At 43.5% G+C, this 16,661-nt stretch carries 14 protein-coding genes; 13 read left to right on the plus strand and 1 reads right to left on the minus strand.

The genetic code is table 11. The features are described from left to right. Positions 1 to 4 precede the first annotated feature (4 nt). Positions 5 to 1,294 carry a nodulation protein NfeD gene (locus K1X84_11545; protein MBX7152269.1) on the minus strand — a complete coding sequence of 430 codons (1,290 nt, stop codon included), beginning with the start codon at positions 1,292 to 1,294 and terminating at the stop codon, positions 5 to 7. A gap of 137 nt (positions 1,295 to 1,431) precedes the next feature. Here K1X84_11545 and K1X84_11550 point away from each other — a divergent pair, with 137 nt between their 5' ends. The 13 genes from K1X84_11550 (at position 1,432) to tgt (ending at position 16,571) form a co-directional block, all read left to right on the plus strand. Then, positions 1,432 to 2,595, plus strand: a complete 1,164-nt coding sequence (locus K1X84_11550) for a 1-deoxy-D-xylulose-5-phosphate reductoisomerase (protein MBX7152270.1) — start codon at positions 1,432 to 1,434, stop codon at positions 2,593 to 2,595. Positions 2,596 to 2,617: 22 nt separating this feature from the next. Next, positions 2,618 to 4,117 carry an RIP metalloprotease RseP gene (gene rseP, locus K1X84_11555; GenBank protein ID MBX7152271.1) on the plus strand — a complete coding sequence of 500 codons (1,500 nt, stop codon included), beginning with the start codon at positions 2,618 to 2,620 and terminating at the stop codon, positions 4,115 to 4,117. 86 nt (positions 4,118 to 4,203) lie between these two features. Next, complete coding sequence (locus tag K1X84_11560) at positions 4,204 to 4,929, plus strand: HAD-IB family phosphatase (protein ID MBX7152272.1); 726 nt, start codon at positions 4,204 to 4,206, stop codon at positions 4,927 to 4,929. A 130-nt stretch (positions 4,930 to 5,059) separates the two neighbouring features. Continuing rightward, positions 5,060 to 6,340, plus strand: coding sequence for a glutamyl-tRNA reductase (gene hemA / locus K1X84_11565; GenBank protein MBX7152273.1), 1,281 nt, complete (start codon positions 5,060 to 5,062; stop codon positions 6,338 to 6,340). 37 nt (positions 6,341 to 6,377) lie between these two features. Further along, a complete protein-coding gene (gene hemC / locus K1X84_11570; GenBank protein MBX7152274.1) occupies positions 6,378 to 7,337 on the plus strand; it encodes a hydroxymethylbilane synthase in 960 nt (319 codons plus the stop codon). Next, entirely contained in the window at positions 7,321 to 8,133 is an 813-nt protein-coding gene (locus K1X84_11575) for a uroporphyrinogen-III synthase (protein MBX7152275.1), read from the plus strand. Before hemC ends, K1X84_11575 begins: the two co-directional genes overlap by 17 nt. Further along, positions 8,111 to 9,163, plus strand: coding sequence for a uroporphyrinogen decarboxylase (gene hemE / locus K1X84_11580; protein MBX7152276.1), 1,053 nt, complete (start codon positions 8,111 to 8,113; stop codon positions 9,161 to 9,163). The genes K1X84_11575 and hemE overlap by 23 nt, the downstream gene beginning before the upstream one ends. A 12-nt stretch (positions 9,164 to 9,175) precedes the next feature. Beyond that, positions 9,176 to 10,564 (plus strand): oxygen-independent coproporphyrinogen III oxidase, encoded by a 1,389-nt coding sequence (gene hemN, locus K1X84_11585; protein ID MBX7152277.1) that lies wholly within the window; start codon positions 9,176 to 9,178, stop codon positions 10,562 to 10,564. A gap of 3 nt (positions 10,565 to 10,567) precedes the next feature. Continuing rightward, positions 10,568 to 11,542, plus strand: coding sequence for a ferrochelatase (gene hemH / locus K1X84_11590; GenBank protein MBX7152278.1), 975 nt, complete (start codon positions 10,568 to 10,570; stop codon positions 11,540 to 11,542). Continuing rightward, positions 11,542 to 12,936, plus strand: coding sequence for a protoporphyrinogen oxidase (gene hemG, locus K1X84_11595; protein MBX7152279.1), 1,395 nt, complete (start codon positions 11,542 to 11,544; stop codon positions 12,934 to 12,936). Before hemH ends, hemG begins: the two co-directional genes overlap by 1 nt. A gap of 25 nt (positions 12,937 to 12,961) precedes the next feature. Then, a complete protein-coding gene (hemB, locus tag K1X84_11600; protein ID MBX7152280.1) occupies positions 12,962 to 13,933 on the plus strand; it encodes a porphobilinogen synthase in 972 nt (323 codons plus the stop codon). A gap of 52 nt (positions 13,934 to 13,985) precedes the next feature. Further along, positions 13,986 to 15,281, plus strand: a complete 1,296-nt coding sequence (gene hemL, locus K1X84_11605; GenBank protein MBX7152281.1) for a glutamate-1-semialdehyde 2,1-aminomutase — start codon at positions 13,986 to 13,988, stop codon at positions 15,279 to 15,281. 84 nt (positions 15,282 to 15,365) lie between these two features. Next, positions 15,366 to 16,571 (plus strand): tRNA guanosine(34) transglycosylase Tgt, encoded by a 1,206-nt coding sequence (gene tgt / locus K1X84_11610; GenBank protein MBX7152282.1) that lies wholly within the window; start codon positions 15,366 to 15,368, stop codon positions 16,569 to 16,571. Positions 16,572 to 16,661: the final 90 nt, after the last annotated feature.

Genomic DNA, 16,661 nt, shown 5'->3' on the forward strand with positions numbered 1-16,661 from the left:
TCCTTCATCCGTCGAGTTTTTCAACTTTAAGTTTGAGGTGATCGATGCTCGTTACTTTGATTTTTGAATTCAGCGGAATCGCTTGCACGCTGACCGCTTTCCAAATTTCACCATGAACGTTAACTTTACCTATTTTCCCCGGCTCCAACGCTTCGATGACAATCCCCGATTCCCCGATCATACCTTCAACACCTGTCGTGACCTGACGTTGTTGCGCTTTGACGCCAAAACCGATAATAAACAAAAAAAACAACAGCGTGACTGATACGACCGGAATAATCACACCCATTGAAATCTCCATCATTTTGTCAGGTGAATCAATCAACATGACCGACCCGAGAAACAGCGACACTACGCCACCGATCGACAATGCACCGTAACTGGTCACTTTGATTTCAAGTAGCAATAGAATAATTCCAAACAAAATCAGCGCCAGCCCTGCATAATTGATCGGCAAAGTTTGAAATGAATAAAATGCAAGGATGAGACAGATACCTCCGATTACCCCTGGAAAAATCGATCCCGGGTTATAAAATTCAAAGAATAATCCATACATTCCAAGCATCATCAAAATATAAGCAATGTTCGGATCGGTTAGAATATCCAGCAAACCAAATCGCCAGGATCGTTTGATATCTTCTACTTTTGCGTTTTTTGTGAGGATAGTTTTTCTTCCAATGACCGTCTCGACAACCATGCTATCGATTTGAACGAGTAAACTGTCGAAGTTTTTTGCAATCAGATTAATCACACGCTTATTCAATGCTTCAACTTCCGTAATGGACACGCTTTTGCGGACGGCGTCTTCCGCCCAATCGGCATTACGCTTATTTTTGTCGGCAATGCTACGAATATAGGAGACGGCATCGTTGGTAATTTTTTCCATCATGGCTTGCTGCGTGCTATCATTACCGCCGCCCATCGTTACCGGATGTGCTGCACCGATATTTGTTCCGGGCGCCATGGCTGCAATGTGAGCAGCCATCATAATAAAAACACCCGCCGACGCGCAGTGCGATCCGCTTGGCGAAACATACACTACAACAGGAACCTCAGAGGCTAAAATATTTTTGACGATCATGTTCATTGATTTCATGAGTCCGCCCGGTGTGTCCAATTCAATAACCAAACATGAAGCCTCATTATCCACGGCTGTTTGAATACCTTTGGCAATAAATTCTTCGGATGCAGGATTAATGACTCCGTCAATAGTCAGACGATAGATTTTGGATTGGGAATAAACAGTGTTTGAAAGTAAAAAGATGAGGAGGAGGACAATCAATCGTGCGCTCATAAAACCGCTCGCATTCTGATTTACATCAATGTACTTATTTTTTTTTCGATTCAAAATCATTTTATTCACACCAAATTTAGATTTGGTTTTTCGCATAATTTTTGTATTATTGTCTTCGACAATAATTTTAAAGAACTATGAAAAAACTCGGCCTATTTGGTTCGACTGGATCCATTGGCGAAAATGTTTTGAATGTGGTCAGGCATAATCCTGAAGCTTTCGAAATCGTCTGTCTGACGGCTAATCACAATGTGCAGAGGCTTGCCGAACAAGCGCTAGAATTTCGCCCTCAAAGTGTTTGCATTTGTTCTGAAGAACATACCGGCTATTTAAAAGACAAGCTTGCAGGAACATCCATCAGAATTACCAACGGCCACACAGGTCTTGTCGATCTGGCACGTAACGAATCATTTGATATGATGGTTGGCGCCATTGTCGGCAGCGCCGGACTGCTCCCCACTATCGAAGCCATTAAAACGGGAAAAAATATTGCACTGGCCAATAAAGAAACGCTTGTTGTGGCCGGCGAAGTTGTGAATCACTTGTTGGAAAAACATAAAGTCGATCTGATTCCGATTGACAGCGAACATAGTGCGCTTTTCCAGTGTCTTGTGGGCGAATCAAATGATTCCGTCAAACGCCTCATTTTAACCGCTTCTGGTGGTCCTTTTTTGCATACGCCTTTGGAAGAGTTTGAAACTTTGACTGTTGAAAGTGCGTTGAAACATCCTAACTGGAACATGGGTGCGAAAATTACCGTCGATTCTGCTACGATGATGAATAAAGGCCTTGAAGTGATCGAAGCACATTGGCTCTTTCAGATGCCTGCTGAGAAAATTGATGTGATCATTCATCCTCAATCGATCATCCATTCAATGGTCGAATTTGTTGACGGATCGATCAAATCGCAGATGGGATTGCCCGATATGAAGCTTCCGATTCAGTACGCTTTGACGTACCCTGGGCGCATCCAAAACGGTTACGAATGCGTCGATTTCACCAAGTACAATCGGCTTGATTTTTTCCAACCGGATACCCAAAAGTTTCCTTGTCTGCGACTTGCGTATGAAGCGTTAAAAACCATGGGAACCATGCCTGCCGTATTGAATGCAGCTAATGAAGTTGCCGTATCGAAATTCCTAAAACGGGAGATCGGCTTCAACGATATTCCCCGCTCCATCGAAAAAGCGATGACGGCCCACACAATACATCCCGATCCTTCGCTGGATGACGTAGTAGAGGCTGACCGTTGGGCCAGAGAATTTTGCGGTCGTGAAATTAAAAATGTGAAAATGAATTAACCAATAATACAAGGATTTGCTGATGAGTACGGCATTATTTGATTTTATTATTCCGTTCATTGTCGTGTTGGGCATGCTGGTTTTTATACACGAACTGGGACATTATTTTGCAGCCAAAATTTTCGGGATGCGCGTTGATGCCTTTTCCCTGGGATTTCCCCCGCGAGCATGGGGATTCCGCTGGAGCAGCAAACGGTTGCGTCCAAAATTCCTCCGTGACATTAAAGCTGCTATTGCCGGCAATATCACCTTCAAAAAACTATACGAGCATTTGCACGGAAAAGGCCTCGCCGGATCCATTGAAGACGCGATGGAGATGATCGATAGTGCTTTCGAAATCGAACAAGAAGTGATCGAAACCGAAATCATCAACAAAAGAGGCAAAACGGAAAAGAAAGAAGAAATACGCACGCATGTTCGCCTCGCTGTATCGGGTTCAAAAATACCTGCCGATATCATTGGTATAATCGAAAAAGATTTTACATCGGATGCCGATCTCGTAAGTTTTTTTATTGCCTATTCTGAAATCCATGACGAAAAGACCTTTCAAGAAAAATATACAACGGATTATTGTTTGTCCTGGATTCCACTCGGCGGGTATTGCAAGATCAACGGTATGATCGATGAAAGCCTTGATCCCGATAGCATGAAAGAAGGCAATCCCAAACCGTGGGAATACCGTGCAAAACCTATTTGGCAACGAATAATCGTCATTACCGGCGGCGTCATTTTTAACTTTCTGCTTGCCGGAATTATTTTCGCTCTGATGGGATGGTTTAATGGATTGCCTGACATCGACAAATATAAAGAATATAAACTGGGTACGGAGATCGGATCCGTTATGCCTGAAAGCCCGGCAGAAAAAGCAGGGTTAAAATCCGGAGATAAAATTCTTTCAATCAGCAATCACAGTGTGAATGAATGGAAGGAACTCGTTGAAATTATTCATTCCAATCCTGAAAAATCAATTACAGTCGAATGGCAGCGTAATAGTGAAACAATGAAAGCCGAGATTACCCCTCGCCGCTCGAAAATACAAACGATTGATGGAACGATGGAAGTTGGGCAGATTGGCATTGGTCCGCCGCAACTGCCGGAATTCGTCCGTGAAGCTTCAGTCGGCGAAGCTGTCGCCTGGGGGTTTGGCAACATGGCGTTTATGACCGGTTACATGCTCAAAAGCATCAAACAGATGATCGTCGGTGAAGCATCATTTAAAGAATCGATGGGCGGTCCAGTTGCAATTTTCAGAATGACCGGAGAAGTTAAACAACAACAAGGCTGGGAAGGAATATGGAATTTTATGGCGCTCTTGAGCATCAGCCTTGCCGTGTTCAATCTCTTCCCTATTCCGGCGCTTGACGGAGGGCATCTGGTTTTCCTTTTCATCGAAGGTATTATTCGCCGCCCGTTATCCATCAAAGTTAAACTATATACTCAACAAATCGGCATGGCCTTGTTATTAACATTTATTGCTTATGTAATTTTTAATGACATTACACGATGGACGTCGAGCATGTAACGTTATCTTAACTACACGATACCATACATATTGAAAAATCAAAAATGATCATTTCATTTTTGATTTTTTTATTTCACAAATAGATCATGAGTTTATTCGGAAAGAAATTCGAACATATCTTTTTTGATTGCGATAGCACCTTATCCTCCATCGAAGGCATTGACGAACTGGCGGATCTAAAAGGCAAAAAGCCTGAAATTGCCGTCATTACAGATCAGACAATGAATGGAGGCCTGGATTTTCTGACGGCCTTGCGGCAACGTTTGGAAGTCATTCGTCCCTCACGATCAGATCTGCACAAAGTCGGTGAATTATATATTCAAAAAATCACACCCGGTGCCGTCGAAACAATCCGACAATTACACGAAAGCAATAAAAAAGTTTATATAGTCAGTGGAGGCTTTTTCGAATCCATAGTACCGCTGGGAGAAAAGCTCGGCATTTCATCTGAAAAAATATTTGCCAATAAAATTTACTTCGATTCTTCAGGAAATTACAAAGGCTTTGACGAACAAATGCCTACAGCCCAATCGAATGGAAAAAAAATTATAGTAGAAGCTTATAAAGGAACCAAAATCATGATTGGCGACGGCGCCAGCGACTATGAAGTGGGAAACGCCGTTGACCTGATGGTTGGATTTTGCGGTATATCCCGCCGAAAAATTGTCGAAGACAATGCCGATATTGTCTTTTATCAAAAAGATCTCTCCGTTTTAATTTCTATCATAAACTTTATTGAAAACGATTCTCAATCTGAGTTGATTTCTCTCCCTGTCAGGCTGAATCATCCCGATTTAAGAGCGAATTCCTGACTTTTATCATGTTTATTTACATAGTTTTGTAAAATTAGTGTAAAAGCTGGGTTGTATCATTGACAAATTTTTAATATCACTTATTTTAGCAGTGATAATGTTGCTCAGTTGAATTTAAATCAAACGACCTATGAACATCATCGCAATCGGTATCAATCACCGCACAGCTCCAATTGAAGTCAGAGAAAAGTTTTGTTTTTCTCACGATGAAAACCGCGACGCTTTGCGCATGCTTAAGCAAAAATTCTTCGATGAATGTCTGATTATTTCGACCTGCAATCGCACGGAAGTTTATGGAACTTACGCGGCGCTGTGCCCTGTCAATCCATTACCTATTCAACAGATTATCGAACAATTGATCGAGTTAAAATCGGCCGGCGAGTACGTCCGGACTGATCATTTTTATATTCTGGAAGCCGATCGGGCGGTGTCTCATTTGTTTGCTGTCGCTTCAGGCATTGATTCCATGGTCGTTGGCGATATTCAAATCACTAATCAAATCAAAGAAGCATGCCGTATCGCCCAGGAAGAAGAAACTCTCGGGAGCCATCTCAACCGGCTGACGCAACAAGCTTTTCATGCCGGCAAACGTGCGCGGTTTGAAACACACATTTCCGAAGGCGCCGTTTCGGTAAGTTATACAGCCGTCAATTTGGCTGAAAAAAATTTTAGCAACCTTTCCGAGCGGACTGCATTGCTTATCGGCGCGGGTGAAACGAGCAAGTTAACAGCTAAACATTTATCCGGAAAATCCATTGGGAAATTATTGATTGCGAACCGCACGTTTTCACACGCTCAGGAATTGACTCAAATCGTCGGCGGTATGGCTATTGAAATGGAACGGATCGAGAGTTATCTCCCCGACGTTGACATTATTATTTCCTCCGTTGATGCCCATCATTACATTTTGACTAAATCGCAAATTGAGAATGCAATGAGAATCCGTGATCAGCGTCCGCTTTTGATCATCGACATCGGCGTTCCGCGTAATATCGATCCGGCTGTTGCAGAAATTTTCGGTATATCCTTGCACGATATGGATGCTTTGTCCAAAACAATCGACGCCAATTTGGAGTTACGCAAAGCCGATATTCCACGGATCGAAGGGATCATCCAAGAGGAGCTCGCCGAGTATCAGAAATGGTATTTGTCACTCAATGTCAGCCCCTTGATTCACGATCTGCATTATCATTTTGAGCAAGTGCGACAAGATGAAATTGGTAAATTTGCCAATCGGTTTGGAGAGGATGATCGCGAACTGGTCGAAATGATTACCAAACGTATTATCGGAAAACTTCTTCATCATCCGACTGTGTGTTTGAAAAACGGATTTGGCGAAGATGACGGCAATCAATACAGAAATTTGTATGTGGTTCGCAGTCTGTTCGGATTGGAAGAAAATATACATTAGCTTGTATTTTTGAATTATAAATACATCGGGACGATCCATGAAAGACCACATCATCATCGGAACCCGCGGAAGCGCACTGGCGCTTTGGCAAACCCAATGGGTTACCGTTGCTCTTCAAAAAATTTATCCCACGATTATCATCAAACAAGCCGTTATTAAAACGACGGGCGACAAAATTCTCGATTCTCCCCTTTCTAAAATCGGCGACAAAGGTCTTTTCACCAAGGAACTCGAAAAAGCCATGCTGGACGGCAAAATCGATCTGGCCGTTCACAGCCTAAAAGATGTTCCAACCGTTATTCCCGATGGATTGATTCTTGGCGCCATCGCTGAACGTGAAGATGTTCATGACGTTTTTGTTTCTCATCCTCAAAAAAAATATTCAGGTTTGGATGCCGTTCCCGTCGGTGGAACAATCGCTACCGGCAGTTTACGCCGTAAGTGCCAATTACTTGCCTACCGCCCCGATTTAAATATCGTCGACATTCGCGGTAACCTTCAATCGCGTAAAGAAAAGCTTGATGCATCCGATTGGGACGGCATGCTGCTCGCCAAGGCCGGCGTTACAAGACTTGGATGGGAATCGTTGATCGCGCAAATTATCGATATGTCGATCATATTACCGGCAGTTGGCCAAGGCGCTCTCGCCATTGAAATTAGGAAAAATGATAATGAAATCGCCGATATGCTTGCACCTTTGAATCATACGGAAACACGGTTGGCCACGATGGCTGAGCGAGCATTATTAAAACATCTTGAAGGCGGATGTCAAATTCCAATCGGCGCCTATGCGCGCGTTGAAAATAATAAATTGGCCCTCGACGCCGTTGTTGGTTCACTCGATGGGAAAATGATCATTCGCAGTTCAATAACCGGCAATGTCGACGATGTTGAAACTTTGGGAATAATGTTGGCGAACGAATTGATCAGCAGAGGCGCCGATAAAATATTGGATGCTATTCGTCAGAATGGAAATAGTTATGGAAATGAAGTCTAAAAGTCAGGTTCTTTCCGGACGCACCGTTGTTATTACACGCCCGAAGAAGCAAGCTAAAAACATTACATCCTTGCTGGAAAATCAGGGCGCAACAGTTATTAATTTTCCTACAATCGAAATTAGTGAACCAGCGTCATGGGAGCTTTGCGATCGTGCCATTCAAAAAATGGTTAAATATGATGGCATTATTTTCACCAGTTCTAATGCCGTTCGTTTTTTCTTAAACCGGGTACCACCGGATGTCAAAACGATCATAGAGAAAAAATCAATTTATGTTGTTGGCGACGCAACCAAACAGGCCGTCGAATCGTACGGACTACATGCGAGTAATTTTGGTTCCAATGGAGCTGAACTGGCTCAAGCAATCGCCCGCCTTTATCCTCAATCTTCTTACTTTCTATTTATCAAAGGCAATCTGGCCGGACAAGAAATCTCCAGAATTTTGAATGAAAGTTGTCATCGAATCGATGAGGCCGTTGTGTATTGCACTAATCCTCCATCGGAACAGAATATTAACATTTTGAAACAGGAACTGATTGGTCATAAAATTGATATGATTACCTTTTTTAGTCCGTCATCGATTCGTAATTTTTTTGAAGTTATTCCGGCGGCTCTTTGTCAAAAAGCAGCGATAGCCGTCATCGGACCGACCACTGAACAATGTGCACGTGATCTGAATATTCCTGTTTCGATTGTTGCACAGGAACCAAGTTCCGAATCGTTGACAAAAGCGATCGCCGAATTTTATTACCTGCAAACCCAACAGGAGCACGGTGAATACTCGATTGTCCAATGATTTATTTTTGAGGGCATGTCGTCGTGAAAACGTCGAACGTACGCCGGTTTGGTTTATGCGTCAGGCCGGACGCTACTTACCCGAATATCGCGCCGTTCGTGAAAAAGCCGATTTCTTAACCTTGTGTAAAACGCCCGATCTCGCGTCGGAAGTCACGATTCAGCCTGTAGAAATTATCGGCGTCGATGCGGCCATTATTTTCTCGGATATCCTGGTCGTGCCTGAAGCGATGGGAATGGAACTTATCGTCGAAGAAGGCAAAGGAGGTCCCCGTTTTCCCACTCCGATTCGGTCGGCTTCAGCCATTGAAAAATTGCCTATTCCCGATCCTTCCGATAAATTGAACTATGTATTGGATGCGATTCGCCTGACAAAGAAACGTCTTGAAGGACGAGTACCGCTGATCGGCTTTTCCGGTTCGCCGTGGACTTTGGCAACCTATATGGTTGAAGGAAAAGGTTCAAAAGATTTTCGGGAAATTAAAAAACTCATCTTCACCTCTCCAAACGATGCTCATAAATTATTAGACAAATTAGCACGTTCAGTCGCTTCGTATTTATCCGCTCAGATTGAAGCCGGCGCCGATGTGGTACAAATTTTCGACACGTGGGGAGGAATTTTGTCACAGGAGGATTTTGAAGAGTTCTCACTTCGTTATATTGCTCAAGTAATTTCACAATTACCAAAGAATCATGTGCCGGTGATAGTATTTTGTAAAGATTGCGGTCATTCACTTAAAAAGATCGCATCGACCGGGGCACAGGTTGTGGGGCTTGATTGGACAACGGATATTGGCGATGCTCGCCGGTTAATCGGGAGCACGGTGGCATTGCAAGGCAATTTGGATCCAACTATACTGTTTTCGACTCCGGAAAGAATTGAAAAAGGCGTTAAAGACATTTTGGCAAAATTCGGTAAAGGTAATGGTCATATTTTTAATCTCGGACATGGCGTGTTGACCGAAACTCCGGTTGAAAACGTCAAAACATTTGTTGAAACAGTTAAGAAGTATAGCATAAATTATCATTAAGGAAACCCTTATATGAAACAATTTAGCTCAATTGATTTAAATATTCTTCGTAAATATAGTCGTCCCGGACCACGTTATACCAGCTACCCTACTGCACCGGTTTTCACACCGGCATTCGGCCCGTCAGAATACATTCACGAGGTCATGCAAACTAATGATGCGACCAATCACAAAGAGTTGTCTTTGTACTTCCACTTTCCGTTTTGCGATACGTTATGCTATTATTGCGGATGCACCATGCTTGTAACTAAGGATCGTGACCGCATCAGTGAATACAGTCGCTATTTAAAAAAAGAGATCGACCTGATCGCTCCGCTGATCGCACCGCATAGAAAAGTGTCTCAACTACACTGGGGCGGCGGAACGCCGTCATACCTTGAACCGGATGAAATTCGCGATGTCGGCAATTACATCCGCTCGCATTTTAATTTTGCCAGCGATATCGAAGCCGGCGTGGAAATGGATCCGAGAGGATTGACGTTCGATCACGTCAAAGCTTTCCGCGACTGTGGCTTTAATCGCGTCAGCATGGGTGTTCAGGATTTTGACGAACATGTTCAACAAGCTGTCAATCGAATCCAGCCCGAGACCATGACGCGCGACGCCGTTACATGGTGCCGTAAACTTGGATTTCAAAGTATCAATCTCGACCTGATCTACGGTTTACCTCATCAAACGGTCGAATCGTTTTCACAAACCGTGGATCGCATCATTGAGTTATCGCCTGATCGGATTGCCGTTTTTAACTACGCTCATGTTCCCTGGCTGAAAAAACATCAGCGTGTTTTGGATGAAAATGCCATGCCGTCGCCGGAATTGAAATTAGAAATTTTTAAAATGACCATTGAAAAACTCCTGAACGCTGGTTATTGGAATATCGGTATGGACCATTTTGCCAAACAAACCGATGAAATGGCTGTTGCACAGCGTCAGAAAACGCTGTATCGCAATTTTCAAGGCTATTCAACCAAAGCCGGCTGCGATTTATACGGGTTCGGCATGTCGGCTATCGGTCACTTTCAGAATTCATATCAGCAAAACGTGAAATCGCTGCCGGAATATTACAAAATGATCGACGAACAAAAACCGGCAACACACGTCGGCTATCGCATGAGTGAAGACGATCATATTCGCAAAGATGTGATCATCAAGATCATGTGCGATATGGAACTCAATAAACGTAGCGTTGAAAAAAAATTTAATATTCATTTCGACAGCTATTTTTCCGATTCAATAACAAGACTCAAGGAGTTTGTTGACGAAGGTCTGATTACTATCGGCGAGGATATCATTACCGTAAATGGACTCGGAAGACTTGTGATTCGCAATATTGCCATGTGTTTCGATGCTTATATCGACCAGATGATGAAAGAAAAACCTATTTTTTCAAAAACGGTTTGATGTATGAATAAAACAGCCGTCATACTTTTGCAACTCGGTGGCCCTGTTTCCCTGGAGACGGTTGAGCCGTTTTTATTTAATTTATTTTGTGACCCGGACATTATCGATTTACCGTTAGCTTTTCTTTTCAGGAAAAGGTTGGCCCGTTTGATTTCCACGCGACGTACTCCAGCCGTACAAGAATTGTATAAACGTATCGGAAAACGCTCCCCGATTTTGAAACAAACCCGATTACAAGCCGAAGCGTTGCAACACTCGCTCCTCAAAAAGAATATCCAAGCCGACGTGTTCATTGCGATGCGGTATTGGCATCCTATGACGGAAGAAGTTGTTCAACAAATTCGAAACCGTGGTTATGAAAAAATTGTTTTATTGCCGCTGTATCCGCATTATTGTAAAGCCACGACCGGTTCTAGTATCAACGAGTGGAAAAGAATCACTCAACGTTTACACGTCAATGGATTTGAGACACGAGTGATTGAAAGTTATTACGATCACCCGGCTTATATTGACGCGCTCGTCGAACGAATTCAGCGAACGATCAGACGTGTTCCTGAAAAAGACCGCAATAAAATTCATCTGGTTTTCAGCGCGCATGGAACACCACTAAAATTAGTTAAAAACGGTGATCCCTATTCCAGGCATATTCAACGTACGTATGAGTTGGTTTTGGAGAAAGGCCAATTTGGTCTCGCGCATCATTTGTGTTTTCAGAGCAAAGTTGGTCCCCAAAAATGGCTCGAGCCTTCGTTGGTACAAACTGTTGAAAAACTCGCTCACAATAAAGTATCCCATATCATCGCCATTCCGATTGCTTTTGTAACCGATCATATCGAAACGTTGTCGGAGATTAATATCGAAGCAAAAGCGGAAGCAAAAAAACTTGGTATTATTCATTTTGATATGACGCCGGCTTTGATCAGAAGCCCTAAATTTATCGAATGTTTAACGGACGTTGTCGCAAAGGAATTAAACTAATGTACCACGACGTAACGGTCATCGGCGGTGGAATTACCGGATTGGCAACGGCCTGGTGGTTGAATCAAAAAGGGATCGATGTCGTATTGTTGGAACGAGATCACGAGGTTGGCGGCACGATGAAAACTATTCGCGATAATGGCTGGCTGATAGAGACCGGGCCAAACAGCGCACTCGAAACGACGCCGCTAATCCGTCAATTGTGCAAGGAAATCGGAATTGCCGGTGAGATCGTCTACGCCAACGAAAACGCCAACAACCGTTATATTTTACGCAACCATACCTTGCACGCGTTACCGATGTCGCCCGGCGCATTTTTCAAATCTAAATTATGGTCGCTGCCTGCAAAATTACGCCTGCTCAAAGAACCTTTTATCGGCCGTGCGGAACACGAAGAAACGATTGCAGAATTCGTGGAAAGAAGGCTTGGAAAAGAATTTTTAGATTATGCGATCAATCCTTTTGTTGCAGGCGTTTATGCAGGTAATCCTTCCCAATTGAGCGTTCAGGCGGCATTCCCTAAATTGTACGCCTTAGAAAAAAATTACGGCAGTCTTATTAAAGGACAGATCAAAGGCGCACGCGAAAGAAAAAAACGTAACGAAACATCCAAAGACCGTGCCAAATTGTTTGCGTTTAAAAACGGCATGCAAACATTACCCAACGCTATTTTTAATAAGCTTTCGGATAAGATCTATACCGGGGCAACCATTTCATCGATTCAATCTTTTGAAACGTCTTATAAAATTCATTGCACGATTGAGGGTAAATCAACTACGATTGAAACGAATTCCGTTGTTCTGGGCGTGCCCTCGTACGTTGCAGCAACCTTCCTCAGTTCTTTCGATTCGGAAATGACTAACCAGTTAAATGACGTTTATTACCCGCCGGTGGCTGAGGTGTTTTTAGGTTTTAAAACAGAAGACGTCAAACGGCCGCTCGATGGTTTCGGCTTTTTAATTCCCCAAAAAGAAAATAGAAAAATTTTGGGAGCTATCTGGTCATCGTCGCTTTTTGAAAATCGGGCTCCTGAAAATCATGTTGCTTTTACGTGTTTTATAGGCGGTTCACGTCAGCCTGAGTTGGCCTCATTAAAAGAAGAGCAATTAATTAAGATCGCAACTGACGAAGTGAAAGAATTATTACCTGTTGCAGGTGCCCCGGTTTATACTCGTGTCAATTGCTGGGAAAAAGCCATTCCACAATATCGATTAGGCCATCTCGATAGTATTGCAAAAATTGAAAAATTTGAAAAGCAATTTCCCGGTTTTTATTTAACCGGAAATTATCGCGGCGGTATTGCCGTAGGCGATTGCATAAAAAATGCATTTGAGAATGCCGATAGAATTGTCAAACTGCAACGAACCGCTTCCTTGAAAGATTTGGTTGTTTAATTATTCATTTAACTTTGGAATTTTTATGAGTGAATTTCCTGTCACCCGATTACGCCGTTTACGCATGAAAGAAACCTTGCGCAGTATGGTTCGCGAAAATTTCCTGCGCAAAGAGGACTTGATTTATCCCCTCTTCGTTGTTCCGGGGAAAAAAGTTCGTAACGAAGTCAAATCCATGCCCGGCGTTTTTCAACTTTCAATCGATGAAACCGTGCGCGAATGTGTTGAAGTGAAGAAGCTTGGTATTCCTTCAATCATTTTATTTGGAATTCCGGAACATAAAGATGATGTTGGTTCCGGAGCCTACGATGAACACGGTATCGTACAGGAAGCGGTTCGGGCAATCAAAAAAGAAGTTCCTGAGCTTGTGGTCATTACGGACGTCTGTTTATGCGAATACACGTCGCACGGGCATTGCGGCATTGTCAAAGGAAACGAAATAGTTAATGACGCCTCGATTGAATTATTAGCCAAAGAAGCGTTGACGCATGCCCAGGCCGGAGCGGATATTATTGCTCCTTCCGACATGTTCGACGGACGTGTACAGTTAATTCGTGAAACGCTCGATGACAACGGCTTTGACAATTTGCCCATCATGTCGTACGCGGCGAAATATGCATCCGGTTTCTATGGCCCTTTTCGCGACGCTGCGCAAAGCACGCCTCAATTCGGTGACCGGCGTTCGCATCAAATGGATCCGGCCAACTCCGACGAAGCGTTGCGCGAAGTCGAACAAGACATCCTGGAAGGCGCCGACATCGTGATGGTCAAACCGGCGCTTTCTTACCTCGATGTTATCCGCCGCGTGAAAGACACCTTTCATTTGCCCACGGCCGCGTATAATGTCAGCGGAGAATATGCGATGATTAAAGCAGCCGGAAGAAATGGATGGATCGATGAGGAACGTGTGATGATGGAAACGCTTGTCAGTATGAAGCGTGCAGGCGCTGACTTGATTTTAACTTACTTCGCAAAAGATGCTGCGAAGAAATTATGAAAACTCGTTGTTCCCTGAGCGCAGTCGAAGGGAACCCAATGATTAAAAAAACATGAAAACATCCAAATCTGAAAAACTATTCGAACGAGCAAAACAATTTATTCCCGGTGGAGTTAATTCACCCGTTCGTGCTTTTAAATCTGTGGGCCGCTCACCTCTTTTTATTCAAAAAGCTTCCGGTTCAAAAATGACGGATGCCGATGGCAACGAATACATCGATTATGTCGGCTCATGGGGCCCGATGATCCTCGGACATGCTCATCCTGCTATTCTGGAAGCAATTAATAAAACTGCACTCGACGGTACTAGTTTCGGCGCCGCTACAGAACGAGAAATCGAAATGGCCGAATTGATTTGTTCGATCATGCCGTCCATTGAAATGGTTCGAATGGTCAACTCCGGAACGGAAGCAACGATGAGCGCTATTCGCCTGGCTCGCGCTTATACCAAACGCGATAAAATTATAAAATTCGAAGGGTGTTATCACGGCCACGCGGATTCGTTTCTGATCAAAGCCGGTTCCGGCGCAATGACGTTAGGAATTCCCGACAGTCCGGGCGTATCCGCTTCCATTGCAAGCGGAACTTTAACCGCACGCTACAACGATATTGAATCGATTAAAACATTGATTGGATCCAATCCAAACGATATCGCTGCGATCATTGTCGAACCGATTGTCGGTAACATGGGTTGCATTCCGCCACAAAATGATTTTCTTAAAAAATTGCGTACGCTTTGCGACGAACATAAAATCGTTTTGATCATTGATGAAGTAATGACGGGGTTTCGCGTTGCATTAGGCGGTGCGCAGGAATTGTATAACGTCAAGGCTGACCTGACTACACTGGGAAAAATTATCGGCGGCGGATTGCCTGTTGGCGCTTATGGCGGTAAAAAAGAAATTATGCAGTTGGTGGCGCCATCAGGACCGATGTATCAAGCCGGTACGCTTTCCGGTAATCCCCTTGCTATGGCTGCAGGCATGGCCATACTTCAAATTCTGAAAAACGATTCGAGTATTTACAAACAACTCGAGAACAAATCGGCGATACTTGAAAAAGGTCTGGATGAAATTATTCAAAAGCATCAATTGCCTTTGACGCAAAACCGTGTCGGGTCGATGTTTACCCTGTTTTTTACGTCACAAAAAGTTATCGATTATGATTCGGCAAAAACGGCCAATACCAAGGCTTTTGGAATATACTTCAATGAGATGCTGAATCATGGAATTTATCTTGCACCGTCACAGTTTGAAGCCGCGTTCATGTCCCTCGCCCATTCTGAAAAAGATATTGAACATACAATCCAAGCTGCGGAGCAATCTCTGTTGAAAGCCTGTAAGCAGTAAATTTCACACGCCATTTCAGTTTTGCATTTCAAAACATTTTTCAATATCTTCGCGCGTTGAATTTATTCATCCAAATCAGCCACATTGAAATTTACTTTACTTCACAAAGACCAAAGTTCTGACCAATCGCGTGCTCGTGCCGGTTTACTGGAAACGGATCATGGCTCCATTGAAACGCCGATTTTTATGCCGGTCGGAACGCTTGGCGATGTTAAGGCGATCGAGCATCGCGAGCTTAAAGAAAACGGCGCACAAATTATTCTCGGCAATACTTATCATTTGTATCTTCGGCCTGGTACTGAAATTATTCAAAAAGCCGGCGGACTCCACCGATTTATCGGTTGGGATCTACCAATGCTGACCGACAGTGGCGGTTATCAGGTTTTCAGCCTTTCACAATTACGGAAATTATCCCATGACGGCGTCAAATTTAAATCGCACATAGACGGATCCAATCATTTTTTCCGCCCGGAAGACGTCGTGCAAATTCAACGTAAACTTGGTTCCGACATCTGCATGGTTCTCGATGAATGTCCGCCTTATCCCTGTACTCATGAATACGCCGCTCGCTCGAATGATCTGACACTTGCCTGGGCCGAACGGAGCAAAATTGAATTTGAAAAATCCGAACCGTTGTATGGACATCGTCAGGCTTTATTTCCTATCGTACAGGGCAGCGTCTTCGAAGATATTCGCCTGAAAAGTGCCGAATCTTTGATCGCGATGGATTTTGAAGGATATGCCATCGGCGGCGTCAGCGTTGGCGAACCCAAACATGAAGTTTATAGAATAGCTGAAATGAACTGTGCCGTGCTGCCTGAAAATAAACCTCGTTACCTGATGGGAGTCGGCACACCGGAAGATATCCTGGAATGTATCGAACGCGGCGTCGATATGTTCGATTGCGTGATGCCTACCCGTAATGCTCGAAACGGCACATTATTTACAACATGGGGCAAAATGACTATTCGAAACGCTATTTATGCGGATGATTTCACGCCTATTGATGAAAATTGTAATTGCTATACCTGCCGTAACTTTACTAAAGCATACGTGCGTCACCTGTCAAGCATTGGCGAAATTGTCGGACATCAGCTGACGACAATTCACAACATTCACTTTTATTTATGGCTGGCAAAAGAATCCCGGAAACATATTTTGAATAATACTTTTACACAATTCAAAACCGATCTTCTTGCGCGTTATGCTGAAAACGAAGCTAAACGCGGAATCGGATTGGATAAATCACGCAAACCGAGAAGAAAGAAAAAAGATTATGAAACAACTTAGTCCCGAAGAATTGAAACAGTGGATGGATTCCGGTAAAGAGATTCAAATCCTCGACGTGCGTGAACAGTGGGAATATGATTTGTGCAAAAT

Source organism: bacterium (assembly GCA_019695335.1).
Classification (GTDB): domain Bacteria; phylum CLD3; class CLD3; order SB21; family SB21; genus JABWBZ01.

Bases quoted from the DNA above. Each gene is read 5' to 3' on its own strand.
- hemH (MBX7152278.1), top strand. From the start codon at position 10,568: ATGAATAAAACAGCCGTCATACTTTTGCAACTCGGTGGCCCTGTTTCC.
- K1X84_11575 (MBX7152275.1), top strand. From the start codon at position 7,321: ATGGAAATGAAGTCTAAAAGTCAGGTTCTTTCCGGACGCACCGTTGTT.
- hemN (MBX7152277.1), top strand. From the start codon at position 9,176: ATGAAACAATTTAGCTCAATTGATTTAAATATTCTTCGTAAATATAGT.
- rseP (MBX7152271.1), top strand. From the start codon at position 2,618: ATGAGTACGGCATTATTTGATTTTATTATTCCGTTCATTGTCGTGTTG.
- hemL (MBX7152281.1), top strand. From the start codon at position 13,986: ATGAAAACATCCAAATCTGAAAAACTATTCGAACGAGCAAAACAATTT.
- K1X84_11550 (MBX7152270.1), top strand. From the start codon at position 1,432: ATGAAAAAACTCGGCCTATTTGGTTCGACTGGATCCATTGGCGAAAAT.
- K1X84_11560 (MBX7152272.1), top strand. From the start codon at position 4,204: ATGAGTTTATTCGGAAAGAAATTCGAACATATCTTTTTTGATTGCGAT.
- hemA (MBX7152273.1), top strand. From the start codon at position 5,060: ATGAACATCATCGCAATCGGTATCAATCACCGCACAGCTCCAATTGAA.
- hemC (MBX7152274.1), top strand. From the start codon at position 6,378: ATGAAAGACCACATCATCATCGGAACCCGCGGAAGCGCACTGGCGCTT.
- K1X84_11545 (MBX7152269.1), bottom strand. From the start codon at position 1,294: ATGAGCGCACGATTGATTGTCCTCCTCCTCATCTTTTTACTTTCAAAC.
- hemG (MBX7152279.1), top strand. From the start codon at position 11,542: ATGTACCACGACGTAACGGTCATCGGCGGTGGAATTACCGGATTGGCA.
- hemB (MBX7152280.1), top strand. From the start codon at position 12,962: ATGAGTGAATTTCCTGTCACCCGATTACGCCGTTTACGCATGAAAGAA.